The organism is Hydrogenibacillus schlegelii (genome assembly GCF_001653195.1).
GTDB classification, from domain to species: domain Bacteria; phylum Bacillota; class Bacilli; order Thermicanales; family DSM-22653; genus Hydrogenibacillus; species Hydrogenibacillus schlegelii.
This window is the reverse complement of the sequence record NZ_JXBB01000008.1, coordinates 33,743-50,326: the sequence shown is the minus strand read 5'-3', so window position 1 is coordinate 50,326 and position 16,584 is coordinate 33,743. Positions and strand designations below refer to the sequence as shown.

Here is a 16,584-nt window from a genome sequence, read left to right as displayed (position 1 = left end):
AGAACCGACAAAAATCGGCCCTTCGCCTGGCCCGGCTGCACCGGAAGATCCGGAACATTCGTCTGGACTTCCTCCACAAGCGCACGACCGAACTCGTCCGGACGCATCCGGTGATCGCGATCGAGGATTTGAACGTTGCCGGCATGCTGAAGAACGACCACCTGGCGCGGCCCATCGCCGACGTCGGCTGGGGCACCTTCCGGGCGCTCCTCGAAGCGAAAGCCAAACTTCGAGGCGTGCGGATCGTGAAGGCAGGGCGCTTTGAGCCGACGTCGAAGACGTGCCACGCCTGCGGCCACGTTCTGTCAGAACTCCCGCTTTCCGTCCGGGCGTGGACGTGCCCGGCGTGCGGCACGCATCACGATCGGGACGTGAATGCGGCCAAGAATCTGCTCAGGTTTGCCCTGACCGTGGCGTAAGACGGTCCTACCGTGAGTTCCACGGGAAGTCAAGCCTGTGGAGACGGGCTCTGCGGCGGAACGCGGCTGGCCGCGGTCTACGAGCACCCCGCCGAAGAAGCAGGAAGCAACCGGGGCGGTATTCCTTCGATGGAATATTTGTCCATGAGTTGCGGAACGGGAAGGGTCCGTGAGCTTGAGTCAGCACATCGACGAGGCCATCCAAAAGCACGAAGCGTTGGTGCTTCGGAGACAACGGGGAATTCCCAACAACCGGCGGCTGTTTGTCCTGGCATGCATGGATGAGCGGCTGGATGTGGAAGAAATGCTCGGTCTCCAGCCCGGCGATGCTCATATCTTCCGCAACGCCGGGGGCCTGGTGACCGATGATGTCATCCGTTCGGCGGTTCTGAGTGTGAATTTCTTCGGAACGAAAGAGATCATCGTGATCAATCACACGGAATGTGGAATGATGACGGCTCAGGGCCGGGAAATCGTCGAGGCGCTCCGGGCCAAATTCAACATCGATGTGGAACGCGTTCAGCTGGACCCCTCGCTTCCCGAACGGGTGCTGACGGACCCCGACGCATTCGAACGGTGGTTTCGCACCTTTGAAAGCGTAGACGACGTGACCGTCGCCCAGGTCGAATATTTGCGGAATCACCCCTTGATCCCCAAAGACACGGTGATCAACGGATACGTGTATGAAGTCGAGTCTCATCGTCTGCGCTGACCGCATCAACGGCTGAGCCGGCGCGTGAATACGCGCGATGAACTGCTGGGGCGGGCTCGGGATTAACCGAGGAGGGCGGATGATCGCCTCCCGATGGCGCCGCCAAGGGCGTCGGGTCCTGCACGTTCATGCTTGATGAAGATCAGGACTGGAGGAGAACCGCATGCCCAAACAGACCTTTGCCTCTCGCGTCGAGTGGTCCGGGGAGGGCGTGCGCGCCGTCGCGCACATCCGCGACAAACAGATCGTCATCGACGAACCGCCGGCGCTCGGCGGAACGGACCAGGGCCCGAACCCGGTGGAGCTCGTCCTCGCGGCGCTCGGCGGATGCATCAGCGTCCTGGTGAGTTTGCTGGCCAAGCGACACGGCGTGGAGCTGCGCGGGGTGACGATCGATGTGGAGGGCGACCTCGATCCGGACGGCTTTTTAGAAAAAGCGCCGGGCGTCCGGCCGGGATTTCAAGAAATTCGCTATCGGATCGCGATCGACTCCCTGTCCGCCGCGGATCGGGTTCGGGCGCTCATCGAACACGTTGAGCGCATTTGCCCGGTGAAAGACACCCTCCGCGGCGTGCCGACGCTGGCCGTTCCGCCGGCGCAGAACGGGCGGTGAGCACCGGGGATCGGGAGAGGCTCGATCCCGACGGAGGAATTTCGTTCTCCCAAAGAGACCCGCCTATTCTTCGAAGGCGTAAAATGAAAATGCCCTGACGACGGCCCGCCCGGGCCGTCTTTTTTGAGCCGTTTTCGCCCGTGACGGCTTGATAATCGCGCGGTCGACCGGAAAACGGGCGGGGTTTCCCCCCGCGCCTCCGGCGACGGGGACGTTATCTTTGACGGTCAATCCCAGATACGAACGGGAAACGAGAACATGCTCGTCGTCATCGACAAGATCAAAATCGGCGACCGGATACGCTAAGGTCTTCGACGCCATCGAAGAACTCGCCCGGGACATCGAATAGCACCGCTTTATCACCACCGGTTTGAATGCAGCCGGTGCTCGGGGAAAGCTCATCGTCTTGCTGGCGACGGGAACGCGGCCAGTGGTCGGCGCGCCGATCGTCCGTTTTACACAATCTTTATCTTCCGTTCATCCGGCCTTAACATATCTCCGCTATGCTTGTCCTAGGCGCGTGCGAGGGAACACCCGGCATGAGCGGCAATGACCAGAAAGCATGAGAACGAACGGAGGAAAAGCGATGGTTAAGAAAGCGCTGGCGAGGTCGATCTTCGCTTTCGTTTTCGTGACGGTCGGGGTCGGTTTTTGGCTTTCGGGTTGCGGACAAAACGGGCAAGGTCAGGTTCAAGATGCCGAAGGGAACGGTAAAGCCCCGGTGGGAGGGACGCTTCATTTTTACACCTCGCAACCGGACGACGATGCGAACAAGCTCGTCGAGGCCTTCCGCGGGCGGTATCCGGCGGTGGATGTCGTCGTTTTTCGCTCGGGAACGGAAGAAATCGTCGCCAAGCTCAGGTCGGAAAAGCTGGCCGGCAGGGTGAAAGCCGACGTGCTCCTCCTGGCCGATGCGGTGACGTTCGAAGCGTTGAAGGCCGAAGGGCTTCTCGAACGGTATCGCTCGCCGAACGTCGAGGCGATCCCCCAGGCGTTTGTCGATCCCGACGGGACGTATACCGGAACGAAGGTCATGGCCAGCATCATCGTCGTAAACACGAAGGAAGTCAAAACGCTTCCGGATTCCTGGCGTGTGTTCACTTCTCCGGAGGCGCGCGGCAAGGCGATGATGCCGAGCCCGCTCTACTCGGGCGCGGCCGCCTATAACCTCGGCGTGTTCGTGCGGCAGCCGGAGTTCGGCTGGAAATTTTATGAAGACATGAAGCAAAACGGCGTCGTCGTCGGAAAAGGGAACGGCGGGGTGCTCACGGCCGTCGCCGGCGGCGAAAAAGCGTACGGCATGCTCGTCGATTTTATGGCCGCCCGGGCGAAGCGGGAGGGCTCACCGGTCGAGTTCGTCTATCCGAAAGAAGGCGTGCCGGCGATCACCGAGCCGGTGGCCATCGTGAAAGGGACGAAAAACATAAAGGCGGCGCAGGCGTTCGTCGACTTCATCCTTTCGGAAGAGGGGCAGAAGCTCGAGGCCGAACTCGGTTACACGCCGATCCGCCCGGGGATTGCGCCTCCTGAAGGGATGCGGCCCGCCGAGTCGCTTCAGGTGCTGGGGGCGGACCCGAAGGAGATGGCCCGGACGCGGGAAGCGGAAAAAGAGAAGTTCGCTGCCCTGTTCCGCTGACATCGAGAGCCATGGCAATCGGCGGTGGAGATCGGCCGTGATGGAGGATCGTTCCGGGCAGGCCGTAGCGCACGCGCGGCAGGCAAATGAGCGATGGTGGAGCGCGGTGCGCCGGGGAGGAGAAGCGGCGGCGGTTATCGCCATCGTCGCTTTTTTCGCCGGGCCGCTCCTGGCGCTTCTGGTTCAAAGTTTTCGCCATGGGCCGACGGCAGAGGTGCTTTCGTTTTTTGCCGCACCGCGGACGACGGCGATGCTCTGGAATACGGCGGTCATGGTCGCCGGCGGGACGGCGATCGCTCTGGCCGCGGGCGCGGCGCTCGGGCTTGTCGTTTCTTTCGCCGATCTCCCCGGTCGTTCCCTCCTTTCGGCGCTCGTTTGGCTTCCGCTGATTCTCCCGTCTTATGTCGTCGCTTTAAGCTGGGCGGCGCTGTTCGAAAAAAACGGCCTGCTGGACCGGGCGTTTGGCGCTTTAGGCGTTCCGTGGCCCGATGGGTCGGTCTACGGCTTAAGCGGCATGACGGTGGTCATGGGGCTTACGCATTATCCGCTCGTGTATCTTTTTGTCATCCGGGCCGCGCGTCGCGTCCCCGAAGCGCTCTATGCGGCGGCCCGCGCCTCGGGAGCCCGGCCGCTTCGGGCTTTCCTCCTCGTGGTGCTGCCGCTTTTGCGCCCGGCGCTGGCCGCGGGAGGCGCGTTGGCGTTTTTGGCGGCCCTGGACAATTTCGGTATCCCTGCTTTTCTCGGCATTCCGGCGAACGTGCCGGTGCTTTCGACGTCCATCTACGAACAGATCGCCGGTTTCGGACCGTCGGCCTTCGCTCGGGCGGCGGCGCTCAGCCTGCTCCTCATGGCGATCGCTTTGATGGGGCTTTACGGCTTTTGGCTGTGGGCCCGGCGCGACGTGTCGGAGGCGTTTGGCGACGGCGGATGGGAAGGGCGGGTTGACCTCGGGCCGCTCAGGTGGCCGCTTTTCATGCTGATTCTCGTTTTTTTGCTTCTGACGAGCATTCTTCCTCTGGTCGGGCTCGGTCTGGGAGCGATCGTCCGGGCTTACGGCCTACCGCCGACGCCGGAAAACTGGACGCTGAAGCATTTTGCCGCCGTGCTCGCCGATGGGCGGACGGCGCGGGCGGCGTTCAACAGCGGGCTGATTGCGATCGGGGCGGCGGTGGTGACGGTCGCCATCGGTACCGGGGTGGCCCTTCGGCGGCGCCGGCGGCCGGGGCTCCCCTGGCGGGTGGTGGGGGGGCTCATGACCCTTCCTTTTGCGCTGCCGGGCATCGTCGTCGCTCTCGGGCTCATCGTTTTTTGGGCGTCGCCGGTCGGGCGCTTGGCCGGCGGGGTCTACGGGACGCTCGCCATGCTCTGGATCGCCTATACGGTGCGCTTTGGCGCGATCGGCGTGCGGTCCGCCGAAGCCGCTCTGGCGCGCCTCGACCGGCGCTTGGAACAGGCGGCCCAGATGAGCGGCGCGCGGCTTTGGGCGCGGCTTGGGCGCATCGTCTTTCCCCTCATTGCCGGGGAGCTCCTGGGCGGCATGGTGCTCGTTGTCCTGCTGGCCGGGACGGAGCTGACGCTTTCCGTCCTTCTGGCTTCCTCGGGGCAGGAGACGGTCGGCATGCGCATTTTCCAGCTGGAACAGGGCGGAGCGCTGACGGAGGCGCGGGCGCTCGCTTTTCTCATCGCGGTTTTTGTCTTTCTTCTCTTTGTTCTTGCCGAAGCGCTTCGCAGGGGCGGCTTTAAGGGCGAGACCGAACGGTAGCTGAGCCACCGACCGCAAGCGGGGGATGGTCGTGAAAGTCGATCTCTTCGGGGTTTCGGTCAAACTGGGCGGGCGAACGGTGCTCAGGGACGTGTCGCTCACCGTTCCGTCCGGCGCTTTTTTGGCCGTGCTCGGCCCGTCGGGAAGCGGCAAGACGACGCTTTTGAACGCCATCGCCGGTTTCGTCTCTCTTGAGGCGGGGACGATCGCTTTTGACGGACGGGTCGTGAGCCGGGCGGGGGAGGGGGTTCCGCCGGAAGAGCGGGACGTCGGAGTGGTTTTTCAATCGTTCGCTCTTTGGCCTCACATGACGGTCGAAGCGCATATCGCCTTTCCTCTGATTCAGCGACGTCGCCGCCTTCAGCGGGCCGCGTTCGGCTGGAAGGGGCTTTTCGGCCGTGTGACCGGCGGAAGGCGGCCGAGTCGCCCGTCGGATCGGGACGGCGAAAGCGCGGGCGATGGGAAACGCGACGCCGATGATGAAATGAGGCGCGAAGTGGAGGCGCTTCTTCAGCTGACGGAGCTTCAGCCTTTCCGAAAAAGATTTCCGAAGGAACTTTCCGGGGGACAGAAGCAGCGAGTGGCGTTTGCCCGCGCGCTGGCGGCGTCGAAAAGGCTCCTTTTGCTGGATGAGCCGTTTTCCCAGCTCGATGCGCCGCTTCGGGCCGCCATGCAGAGGGAACTGGCGAAGATTCATCGGGCGACCGGAAGCACCGTCATCTTTGTCACCCACGACCGGGAAGAAGCGCTGGCGCTTGCTGACCTCGTCGCCGTCATGGAAGCGGGGCGCTTGGTGCAGGTCGGCCCTCCGGATGAGGTCTATCTGAGGCCCAAGACGCCGTTTGTCGCCGCCTTTGTTGCCGGGGCGGCCCTCGTTCCGGGAACGTGGCGGGGGGAGCGGTTTGCGCCTGCCGGGTACGTCGGGGATGCGGGGCGCGCGTCGGCCGACGATGCGGCGCTGGTTGAGCGTTCACCGCTCGGTGAACGTACGAGCGGCGAAACGGCGGACGGTCGGGTCCCGGATGATCGAGGGGCAAACCGGGCGATGTCGGGCGGCCTTTGGGACGGCTCCCGCATCCCTCTCGCTTTCCGCGCGGCCGGGTGCTACCCGGTGCGGCCGGAGGAGTGGGCGTTTCGCGAGGGACCGCCCGGGATTCCGGTCCGCATCGTGCGGCGGGCGTACGAAGGGCGGGCCGTCCGGCTGACGGTCGAGGTCGTCGCGGCGGGGGTCGGCCCCGTCGAGGCGGCAGGCGAGGAAGAAGGGGCTTCCGACCGGCTGCTCCGGCAGACGTCGTTCGATCTTTTCGTCTCGCCGGAGGGGCTTCGCGACGGGCGTCTGGCGCCGGGGCAGACGGGGTACGTCGACCGGAGGCGGGAAGCGGAGCGCTCGCAGGACGTCGAACGGAGTACGGACGCCCATCATCATGATCATAAGTGCCGGGGTTAAACTATGGATATTATTTTAAGGGTTTCGCCGGACCTCTTTTTCTCATATTGCCCATTTTATTCCGGTCACTCGAAAAACCAGATCAAGAATTTCGAGCATCGAACGGTTTCGGAACGGATCGCGCCGGACGCGGCGCGTTGCGGACGACGCCGGTGGCCGCCCGCTCCCCGGTCGCTTCCGAAATCGCTTTCCCGATTGCCCGCGGCAATCGCTTTCCTGATTGCCTCCGATGGAACATATGCTATAATAAGGGAGTTTAAGAAGTGGAGGGAGCGACGTGAGCATAAAGGCGACGCTGGAACGGCACGATCGGCATCGCGTGGCCCTGACGGTGGAAGTCGATGCCGAACGGGTGGAAGCGGCGCTCGATCAGGCCTTCAAAAAGGTGGTCAAACGGGTCAGCGTCCCCGGTTTTCGCAAAGGGCGCGTGCCGCGGCCGATCTTCGAGCGTCGGGTCGGCGTCCAGGTCCTGTTTGACGAAGCGCTGGACGACCTTCTGCCCCAGGCGTATGCGGCGGCCGTTCGGGAGACGGGCATCGAGCCGGTGGAGCGACCGGCGATCGAAATCGTCCGCCTGGACAAAAACGCCCCCCTCGTCTTCAAGGCCGTCGTCACCGTCCGTCCGGACGTCACCTGGCCGGAGGAGGCGGAACATCTTGTGCTCGAAAAGGTGATCCGGCCGGTGACCGACGCCGACGTCGAGGCGAAGCTTCGCGCCATGCGGGAGAAGGTCGCCGTTCTCGAGCCGGTGGACGGGCCGGTGGCCGAGGGGATGCTGGCGACCGTCGAGTACGAAGGGTTCATCGACGGCAAGCGGATCGCCGCGGGGACCGACGTCGAAATCGAGGTCGGCGCCGGGCGCACTCTGCCGGATTTCGAGCAGGGCCTCATCGGCCTTTCCGTTGGCGAGACGCGGACGGTGGACGTCCGCTTTCCCGACGATTACCGGGAGGCCGATCTCGCCGGAAAGACGGCGACGTTCACCGTCACCGTGAAGACGCTCAAACAAAAGCGCTATCCCGAGCTTGACGACGACTTCGCCCGGGAAGTGAGCGACTTCGATTCTCTGGACGAACTGAAGGCGTCCATCCGCCGGGAGCTCGAGGCCGAGCGGGAAAAAGAGGCGACCGAACGGCTTCGGGATCAGGCGGCGGAGGCGTTTGCCGCCCGGGTCGCCGTCGATCTTCCCGACGTCATGATCCGGGAAGAAGCGCACGACATGGTCCACGAGCTCGAGCATGCGCTCCTTGCGACGGGCATCCCCCTTCAGGCCTACCTTCAGATGACGAACAAGACGGAAGACGATCTCATCACCGAGTTCTGGGAGACGGCCCAAAAGCGCGTCACCATCCGCCTCGCCCTCGAAGCGTATGCCAGAAAGTACGGCCTGGAACCGACGCCGGAAGAGCGCGAAGCGGAGATCCGGAAGATCGCCGAGGCGTGGCGCGTTTCGCCGGAGGAGGCCGCCCGGGCGCTGGAAGGACAGGGAACCATGGCCGTGATCGAGCGCACCCTCCGCGCCCGGAAGGCGATCGATCGCCTCCTCGCCGATGCCGACGTCACCGTCCGGGAGGCGACCGACACCGACGGCGAAGCGGACGGCGCCCGCGGCAAGCGGACCGCCTCCGGCGAGGAAGCGGCGAGCGTCGGATCGGTGCCGCCTGAAGGCGCCGCCGACGCGAAAAACGCCCCCGCCGAAGGGGCGGAGGCGGAAGGAGGGCCGCGAACTTCCGGCGGCTTGGGCGACGCAGGTGTAAACGGCGCGGAAAACGCATAGACTGTCGGGCGTGGTCGTCCGTTCGGCGCCTCACCGGGCGGTCGGCCGGCGCCGATCCCGTGCGGCGCCCGGGTACGGGCGCCGCACATTCACAAACGCGCCGGAATCCGGTACAATGAGGTTAGAATGGAACGAAGAAAAAAGGAGGTGGCGTCCGGCGGAGGCTTTGCCCCGGCCGGAAAGGGATGCTCGTTCCGATCGTCATCGACCAGTCGACGCGCGGCGAACGCGCTTACGATATCTACTCCCGTCTCCTCAAGGATCGGATCATCGTCCTCGGAGCGCCGATCGACGACCACGTGGCCAACCTCGTCGTCGCCCAGCTCCTCTTTCTGGAAGCGGAAGACCCGAACAAGGACATCTATCTGTACATAAACTCGCCGGGCGGCTCCGTCACCGCCGGGCTCGCCATCTACGACACGATGCAGTTCATCAAGGCCCCGGTCTCGACGATCTGCATCGGGATGGCGGCGTCGATGGCCGCGGTGCTTCTTTCCGCCGGCGAGAAAGGGAAGCGTTACGCCCTTCCCAACAGCGAGATCATGATCCACCAGCCGCTGGGCGGGGCCCGCGGGCAAGCGGCGGACATCAAGATCCACGCCGAGTGGATCATCCGGACCCGGGATCGGCTGAACCGCATCTTGGCCGAACGGACCGGGCAGCCGCTCGAACGGATCGAGCGGGACACCGACCGGGACTTTTTCATGGATGCGGAGGAGGCCAAGGCGTACGGGATCATCGACGAGGTGATCACGAGCGCCCAGTCGATGCACCGGGAAAAGGGGTGAGGAAGATGGCCAAACAGACCGACGACCGGAGCCCGATCCGCTGTTCGTTCTGCGGCAAGACGCAGGATCAGGTGAAAAAGCTCGTCGCCGGCCCCGGCGTCTACATCTGCGACGAATGCATCGAGCTCGTCAACGAGATCATCGAAGAAGACAACGACCAGACGACGACGGAAGAGCTCAAAGACGTGCCGAAACCGGTGGAGATCCGCCGCTTCCTCGACGAGTACGTCATCGGCCAGGAGCAGGCGAAAAAGGCGCTTTCCGTGGCCGTCTACAACCACTACAAGCGGATCTATTCCGACAAGAAGAAAGACGACGTCGAGCTGTCGAAGAGCAACATCCTCCTCATCGGCCCGACCGGGAGCGGGAAGACGCTGCTCGCCCAGACGCTTGCCCGGATGCTCAAGGTGCCCTTTGCCATCGCCGATGCCACAACCCTCACCGAAGCAGGGTACGTCGGCGAGGATGTCGAAAACATCCTGCTTCGGCTCATCCAGGCGGCCGACTTCGACATCGAGAAGGCCGAGCGGGGCATCGTCTACATCGACGAAATCGATAAGATCGCCCGGAAGTCGGAAAACCCGTCCATCACCCGGGACGTCTCCGGCGAAGGCGTGCAGCAGGCGCTGCTCAAAATTCTCGAAGGCACCGTCGCCAACGTCCCGCCGCAGGGCGGCCGGAAGCATCCGCATCAGGAATTCATCCAGATCGACACGACGAACATCCTCTTCATCGTCGGCGGCGCCTTCGACGGCCTCGAGACGATCATCAAGCGCCGCCTCGGGGCGAAGGTGATCGGTTTCGGCGCCGATGTCCAGTCGGTCAACCTGAAGAAAGGCGAATACCTGAAGAAGGTCACGCCGGAAGACCTGATCAAGTTCGGCATGATCCCCGAGTTTGTCGGGCGGGTACCGGTCATCTCCGTCCTCGATCCCCTCGACGAAGAGGCGCTCACCCGCATCCTCACCGAGCCGAGAAACGCGCTCGTCAAGCAGTACAAAAAGCTCTTCGAACTGGACGGCGTCGAGCTTGAGTTTATGCCGGAGGCGCTTCGGGAAATCGCCAAGGAGGCCGTCCGGCGGGAGACCGGCGCCCGGGGGCTTCGGGCGATCCTCGAGGAGATCATGCTCGACGTCATGTACGAGATCCCGTCCCGCAAGGACGTGACCAAAGTCGTCGTGACGCCGGAGACGGTCACCCGTCGGCTGCCGCCCCTTCTTTACGGGAAGGACGGCCGCCTGATCGCCCTGAAGACGGAGGAGACCGCCTGAGGGCGCAGGCGGCGAACAACTTCGAACGCGCGAGCGGAACCCCCTTGAACGCGCGATCAACCTCGAGCGCGCGTCCGGTCAGCGCCGTGAACGCGCCGGTGGCGGGCGTGCCGGTGTCCGGAAGCATATCCGGGCACCGGCTTTTTTTGGCCCGATTTCGGCCCCGCAGAACCGACGGGCGGAACCGAGGGCCGGCATCCGGCCGGCGCCCTCGCCACCGACTTTCCGGCGGCCTTCCGGGCGCGCCGGCGGCAGGTCCCGGTCTCCGAACCCCCCGGCATCTTTCCGGCGGCGTTTAGCCCTTCGGCCCTTCGGCCATAATGGGCAAAAGACGTCCGCCGCCCTCGGGCGGCGTGGGCGAGGAGGCCGAACGTGCCGTGATCAGCGTCCAGATTCTCCTCATCGTGCTTCAGATTTTCGTCGGGCTGGCCGTCGGGCTGTATTTCTGGAACCTCCTCCGCCGGGAGCGTTCCGGCCGGCTGACCCAGCGTCAGAGCACCGGCCGGGAGATGGAGGAGTTGCGACGGCTTCGGGCGATCGCCTTGAGCGAGCCGCTGTCGGAGCGGACCCGGCCGGCGTCGATCGATGAGATCGTCGGCCAGGAGGAGGGCCTCAAGGCCCTGCGGGCGGCGCTCATGGGGCCGAACCCCCAGCACGTCATCATTTACGGGCCGCCCGGCGTCGGAAAGACGGCCGCCGCCCGACTCGTGCTGGAAGAGGCGAAGAAAAATCCCCTCTCGCCGTTTCGCGCCGACGCCCCCTTCGTCGAGCTCGACGCAACGACGGCCCGCTTTGACGAACGGGGCATCGCCGATCCGCTGATCGGCTCGGTCCACGATCCGATCTACCAGGGGGCCGGAGCGCTCGGACAGGCCGGCGTGCCGCAGCCGAAACCCGGTGCCGTCACCCGGGCCCACGGCGGCGTCCTCTTTATCGATGAGATCGGGGAACTCCACCCGATCCAGATGAACAAGCTCCTCAAGGTCCTTGAAGATCGCCTCGTCCGGCTGGAGAGCGCCTACTATAGCCCCGACAATCCGAACATCCCGCCGCACATCCACGACATCTTCCAGAACGGCCTTCCGGCCGACTTCCGTCTCGTCGGCGCGACGACCCGCCTGCCGGAGGAGCTTCCGCCGGCGCTCCGCTCTCGCTGCGTCGAAGTCTACTTCCGTCCCCTCACCGAGCGGGAGATCGAGACGATCGCCCGGCGGGCGGCGGGCAAGCTCGGCGCCGCCGTCGAGCCGGGGGCGCTGGAACTCCTCGCCCGTTACGCCCAGAACGGCCGTGAGGCCGTCGCGGCCGTCCAGCTCGCCTACGGCGTCGCCCTCACCGAGGGGCGGCGGGACCTCCGCATCCGGGACATCCGGTGGGTGATCGACACGAGCCGGCTTCAGCCGCGGCCGAAGGCCCGCCTACCGGAGCGGCCGGAGGTCGGCCGGGCGCTCGGGCTGGCCGTTTACGGACCGAGCCTCGGCGCGGTGATCGACGTCGAGGCGACGGCGGTCCCGGCCCGCCGCCCCGGCGCCGGCCAATTCACCGTCACCGGGATCGTCGAAGAAGAGGCCCTGGGTGGTCGGGGCCGGACCCTCACCCGAAAGAGCCTGGCTTTCGGCGCCGCCGAGACCGTCCGCACGCTCCTCGGCCGCCTCGGTTTTCGGGTGGCCGACCACGATCTTCACGTTCACTTTCCCGGCGGCGCTCCCCTGGACGGCCCGTCCGCCGGCGTCACGGTGTTCGTCGCGCTGTATTCCGCCCTCACCGGCCGGCCGGTCGATCCCCGGACGGCCTTGACCGGCGAGGTCAGCGTCCGCGGGAAGGTGCTTCCCGTCGGCGGGATTCGGGCCAAGCTCGATGCCGCCCGGGAGGCGGGCCTTCGCCGCGTCGTCGTCCCGAAGGCGAACGAAGAAGCCCGTTCGTGCGAAGGCCTCGAGGTCGTCTTTGCCGGGACGATCGAAGAGGTGCTGGCCGTCGCTCTCCTGCCGGCGTCGTCCGCCCCGGCGTCCGCGCCGGTGCCGGAGGTGCTCGATCGCTCCGCCGTCCGACGGGAGGGCGGATATCGGCCCGCCGCCCGGGGGACCGGCGTGGCCGACCTTGCGTCGCCGTCGGAAGAGGCCTAGAATGAGGGGACGGAGGTGTCGCCGATGACCGAGATGGCCCGCGGCGCCGAGTCCATCCTTCCCCTGCTCCCCCTGCGGGGGCTCATGGTCTTTCCGACGATGGTCGTCCACCTCGACGTCGGGCGGGAAAAAAGCGTCGCCGCCCTCGAGGCGGCGATGGTCGACGCGCATCGGCTGCTCCTCGCCGCGCAAAAAGATCCGCATCTCGATTCGCCGGCGCCGGACGATATCTACGGCGTCGGCACGATCTCCCTCATCAAGCAGATGCTTCGGCTCCCAAACGGAACGGTGCGGATCCTGATCGAGGGCGAAGCCCGGGCCCGCATCGTCGCCTATGAAACGGTGGAGCCGTATTTTTCCGTCCGCTACGAGCGGCTCGAAGAAGAGACGAGCGACGACGTCGAGACGACGGCCCTCATGCGGGCCGTGGTCCGGGAATTCGAGCAGGTCATCCGCCTCTCTCGGAAGATCTCGCCGGAGACCCTCGCCAGCATCGCCGATATCGCCGAGCCGGGGCGGCTCGCGGACGTCATCGCCGCGCACCTGGCCCTTCGGCTGCAAGATCGCCAGACGCTCCTCGAAGAGACGAACGTCAAGCGCCGGTTGGAGCGGCTTCTCGAGCTCCTTTCGAACGAGCAGGAAGTGCTCGAGCTCGAACGGCGCATCAGTCAGCGCGTCAAAAAGCAGATGGAAAAGACGCAAAAAGAATACTACCTCCGGGAGCAGATGAAGGCGATCCAGCGGGAGCTCGGCGAGCGGGAAGGTCGGAGCGCCGAGGTGGAGGAGCTCAGGGCGGAGGCCGCGAAAAAGGCGTTCCCGGCTCACGTCCGGGAGAAGATCGACAAGGAACTCGAACGCCTCGAGCGCATCCCGCCGATGGCCCAGGAAGGGCATGTGATCCGGACGTACATCGAGTGGCTGATCGCCCTCCCGTGGGAGGAGCGGACCGAGGATGCCAAGAGCCTCCGGCGGGCGGAGCGGATCCTCGACGAGGACCACTACGGCCTCGCCAAGGTCAAGGAGCGCATCCTCGAATACCTCGCCGTCCGTCAGCTCGTCGACCGAATGAAAGGGCCGATCCTCTGCCTCGTCGGCCCGCCGGGCGTCGGCAAGACGTCCCTCGGCCGCTCCGTCGCCCGGGCCCTCGGTCGCCGCTTCGTCCGCATCGCCCTGGGCGGCGTCCGGGACGAGGCGGAGATCCGGGGCCACCGGAGGACGTACGTCGGGGCGCTTCCGGGGCGGATCATCCAGGGGCTCCGGACGGCCGGAACGAAAAACCCGGTGATGCTCCTCGACGAGATCGACAAGCTCGGCGCCGATTTCCGCGGCGACCCGGCGAGCGCCCTCCTGGAGGTGCTCGACCCGGAGCAGAACCACGCCTTTTCCGACCACTACATCGAAGAGCCGTTCGATCTCTCAGAGGTCCTTTTCATCGCCACCGCCAACACGATCCACACGATCCCGCGGCCGCTGCTCGACCGCATGGAAGTCATCCCCATCAGCGGCTACACCGAGATCGAAAAAGTCCACATCGCCGAGCGGCACCTCATCCCGAAGCAGCTTGAGGCCCACGGCCTTCGGCGCGGGCAGGTCGCCTTCGAAAAAGAGGCCCTGCTCGAGCTCATCCGCCGCTACACCCGGGAGGCCGGCGTCCGGGAACTGGAGCGCATGCTGGCGGCCCTCGCCCGAAAGGCGGCGCGCCTCATCGTTTCCGGCGAGAAAAAGCGCGTCGTCATCACGCCCCGGGCGCTGGAAGCGTATCTCGGCCGACCGCGGTTCCGGCACGGCATCGCCGAACGGGCGCCGGAGGTCGGCGTCGTTACCGGCCTCGCTTGGACGGAAGCCGGCGGCGAGACGCTGTCGATCGAGGTGACCCATTTTCCCGGGAGCGGGAAGCTCCTCCTTACCGGTCAGCTGGGGGACGTCATGAAAGAGTCGGCCCAGGCCGCGATGAGCTACGTCCTTTCCCGGGCGGAGCGCCTCGGCATCGACCCGGCGTTCCGGGAAAAGACCGACGTCCACATCCACATTCCGGAAGGGGCCATCCCGAAGGACGGCCCGTCGGCCGGCATCGCCATCGCCACCGCCCTCGTCTCGGCCCTGACCGGCATTCCGGTGGCGAACGACGTCGGCATGACCGGGGAGATCACCCTCCGGGGCCGGGTGCTTCCGATCGGCGGTCTCAAGGAAAAAAGCCTCGCCGCCCACCGGGCAGGCCTCCGGCGGGTGATCCTTCCGAAGGACAACGAAAAAGACCTCGAGGACATTCCCGAGGTCGTCCGCCGGGCGCTCACCTTCATCTTGGTCGACCACATGGACCAGGTGCTCGACGCGGCGCTGGTGAGAACATGAGCGGCCGGGCCCACCTCTGGCGGATGGCGGCGCGCCTCAAGGACCTTCCGCCGCCGGAGCGGCCGGAGATCGCCCTCGTCGGCCGCTCCAACGTCGGCAAATCGTCCCTCATCAACACCCTCGCCGGGCAGAACGACCTCGCCCGGACGAGCCGGACGCCGGGGAAGACGCGGCTCATCCATCTCTATCGCTTCGATGCTTTCGTCCTCGTCGACCTCCCCGGTTACGGCTACGCCCAGGTGTCGAAGGCGATGCGGCGCGAGTTCGGCCGCCTCGTCGAGGGCTACCTCAAGACGCGGGAGGCGCTCCGTCTCGTGCTCCAGCTCGTCGACGTCCGGCACCCGCCGACGGAAGACGACCGCCTCATGCGGCAGTGGCTCGTCTTCCACGGCCTGAAGACGCTCGTCGTCGCCACGAAGGCGGACAAACTCGGCCGCGGTCGGGCGCTCGATCAGGCCCGCCGGATCGCCGGCGAGCTTCGCCTCGCCGCCGATGAAGGGCCGATCCTCTTTTCCGCCGTCACCGGCGAAGGAAAAAACGATCTCTGGAAGGCGATCCACGGCGCCCTCCGGGTGCTCCGCTGAGGCCGGGCGCCCCGGCAGGGCGCCGCCGTTTGTCGGCCGCCGCTTCGGGACTTCCGGACGTTCCGTCGCTTCCGGACGCCCGGGCGGCGAGGACGGCCGACGGAAGCTCGGCGACGAGCATCCCGAAGACGATGAAAAGTCCGCCGGCGATCACCCGGCCGGCCGGCGGCTCGTGGCCGGTCGCCCACGAGGTGAGCGCCGCAAACACCGGCTCCAGGGCGAAGATGATCGCCATGTGCACCGGGCTTGTCCGGCGTCCCGCCGCCGACTGCACCCAGTAGGCGAGGGCCGTCGCCAGGACGGCGGTGACAAAAAGGCCGAGGGCGACCGCCGGCACCCGGTAAGGCGCCGGATCGAGCATCGCTCCCCCATCGACGGCGAACGCCGCCGCGGCGGAGAGGGCGGCGACGGTGCCGAGCTGAAAGGTCGCCAGGGCCGCCGGCGGGTGCCGGCGGCTGGCTCGGGCGGTGGCGACGATCTGCAGCGCAAATGAGAGCGCTCCGAGAAACGTCAAGAGATCGCCCAAGCCCGTCTCCCGTTCGCCGGCCGGGCCGTCGGCGGGATCCGGCCGTCCCCCGGCGGCGAGGAGCAGGACCCCGCCGAAGGCCAGGGCGACGCCCGCCCACGCCGCCGGCGGCACCCGCTCCCGGAGCCAAAGGGCGCTCAAGGCCGGAACGAGGACGACCGAAAGACCGGTGATGAATCCCGACCGGGCCGGCGTCGTAAAGAGCAGGCCGAACGTCTGAAAGGCGTAGCCGCCGAAAAGAAAGAGTCCGATGCCGATCCCGGCCCGGGTCGCCCCGGCGCCGCCCGACCGGAGGGCGAACGGCAGGAGGAGGAGAAAGGCGAGGCCGAAGCGAACGGCGAGAAAGGAAAACGGGGGGAGGTGGGCGATGGCGTCCTGGACGACGACGAACGTCGTCCCCCAGACGAACGTGACGAACAGGAGGGCGAGGTCGCCGGCGAGGGCCGTTCGCCTCGAGGGAACGGTAGGGGAGATCAGGGTCACGCTCCTTCGGAAAGGGGGGTGTTCTGCACCGAAAGCCCGCCGGGCCGATCGGCGGAACCGGTCGGATAAGGGCTATTATATCGGCATCGGGCGA

At 66.0% G+C, this 16,584-nt stretch carries 14 protein-coding genes; 12 read left to right on the top strand and 2 right to left on the bottom strand.

Going from position 1 to position 16,584, the window contains the following annotated elements; all coding sequences use genetic code 11:
- From SA87_RS03670 to SA87_RS03660, 3 genes are all read left to right on the top strand, one after another.
- The coding region (locus tag SA87_RS03670; protein WP_156516485.1) for an RNA-guided endonuclease TnpB family protein at nucleotides 1–419 on the top strand (419 nt) is incomplete at its 5' end.
- A gap of 175 nt (nucleotides 420–594) precedes the next feature.
- Nucleotides 595–1,131: a beta-class carbonic anhydrase gene (locus SA87_RS03665; RefSeq protein WP_066199368.1), complete on the top strand. Its 537-nt coding sequence runs from the start codon at nucleotides 595–597 to the stop codon at nucleotides 1,129–1,131.
- 163 nt (nucleotides 1,132–1,294) lie between these two features.
- The gene (locus SA87_RS03660) at nucleotides 1,295–1,744 is read left to right on the top strand and encodes an OsmC family protein (RefSeq protein WP_066199366.1); all 450 of its coding nucleotides are present in this window, start codon (nucleotides 1,295–1,297) and stop codon (nucleotides 1,742–1,744) included.
- A gap of 63 nt (nucleotides 1,745–1,807) precedes the next feature.
- Here SA87_RS03660 and SA87_RS03655 read toward each other — a convergent pair whose 3' ends face one another.
- Nucleotides 1,808–2,065 (bottom strand): hypothetical protein, encoded by a 258-nt coding sequence (locus SA87_RS03655; protein WP_156423565.1) that lies wholly within the window; start codon nucleotides 2,063–2,065, stop codon nucleotides 1,808–1,810.
- 265 nt (nucleotides 2,066–2,330) lie between these two features.
- Between SA87_RS03655 and SA87_RS03650 the strand changes: the two genes are divergently transcribed.
- From SA87_RS03650 to yihA, 9 genes are all read left to right on the top strand, one after another.
- The gene (locus tag SA87_RS03650; protein ID WP_066199358.1) at nucleotides 2,331–3,380 is read left to right on the top strand and encodes an ABC transporter substrate-binding protein; all 1,050 of its coding nucleotides are present in this window, start codon (nucleotides 2,331–2,333) and stop codon (nucleotides 3,378–3,380) included.
- 40 nt (nucleotides 3,381–3,420) lie between these two features.
- Nucleotides 3,421–5,142: an ABC transporter permease gene (locus tag SA87_RS03645; RefSeq protein ID WP_082910461.1), complete on the top strand. Its 1,722-nt coding sequence runs from the start codon at nucleotides 3,421–3,423 to the stop codon at nucleotides 5,140–5,142.
- Between the two features lie 25 nt (nucleotides 5,143–5,167).
- Nucleotides 5,168–6,589 (top strand): ABC transporter ATP-binding protein, encoded by a 1,422-nt coding sequence (locus tag SA87_RS13030; protein ID WP_066199352.1) that lies wholly within the window; start codon nucleotides 5,168–5,170, stop codon nucleotides 6,587–6,589.
- A 277-nt stretch (nucleotides 6,590–6,866) separates the two neighbouring features.
- Nucleotides 6,867–8,366, top strand: a complete 1,500-nt coding sequence (tig, locus tag SA87_RS03635; protein ID WP_066199349.1) for a trigger factor — start codon at nucleotides 6,867–6,869, stop codon at nucleotides 8,364–8,366.
- Nucleotides 8,367–8,551: 185 nt separating this feature from the next.
- A complete protein-coding gene (gene clpP, locus SA87_RS03630) occupies nucleotides 8,552–9,154 on the top strand; it encodes an ATP-dependent Clp endopeptidase proteolytic subunit ClpP (protein WP_066199347.1) in 603 nt (200 codons plus the stop codon).
- A gap of 5 nt (nucleotides 9,155–9,159) precedes the next feature.
- On the top strand, nucleotides 9,160–10,425 hold the full coding sequence (gene clpX / locus SA87_RS03625) for an ATP-dependent Clp protease ATP-binding subunit ClpX (RefSeq protein ID WP_066199344.1): 1,266 nt from the start codon (nucleotides 9,160–9,162) through the stop codon (nucleotides 10,423–10,425).
- A 380-nt stretch (nucleotides 10,426–10,805) separates the two neighbouring features.
- A complete protein-coding gene (gene lonB / locus SA87_RS03620) occupies nucleotides 10,806–12,545 on the top strand; it encodes an ATP-dependent protease LonB (RefSeq protein ID WP_082718332.1) in 1,740 nt (579 codons plus the stop codon).
- Nucleotides 12,546–12,578: 33 nt separating this feature from the next.
- Nucleotides 12,579–14,897, top strand: a complete 2,319-nt coding sequence (gene lon, locus SA87_RS03615) for an endopeptidase La (protein WP_156423567.1) — start codon at nucleotides 12,579–12,581, stop codon at nucleotides 14,895–14,897.
- Nucleotides 14,894–15,481, top strand: a complete 588-nt coding sequence (gene yihA, locus SA87_RS03610) for a ribosome biogenesis GTP-binding protein YihA/YsxC (protein WP_066199337.1) — start codon at nucleotides 14,894–14,896, stop codon at nucleotides 15,479–15,481. The genes lon and yihA overlap by 4 nt, the downstream gene beginning before the upstream one ends.
- Here yihA and SA87_RS03605 read toward each other — a convergent pair.
- Nucleotides 15,417–16,490, bottom strand: a complete 1,074-nt coding sequence (locus SA87_RS03605; protein ID WP_066199334.1) for a DMT family transporter — start codon at nucleotides 16,488–16,490, stop codon at nucleotides 15,417–15,419. The two genes, yihA and SA87_RS03605, sit on opposite strands and share 65 nt — an antisense overlap.
- Between the last annotated feature and the right edge of the window lie 94 nt (nucleotides 16,491–16,584).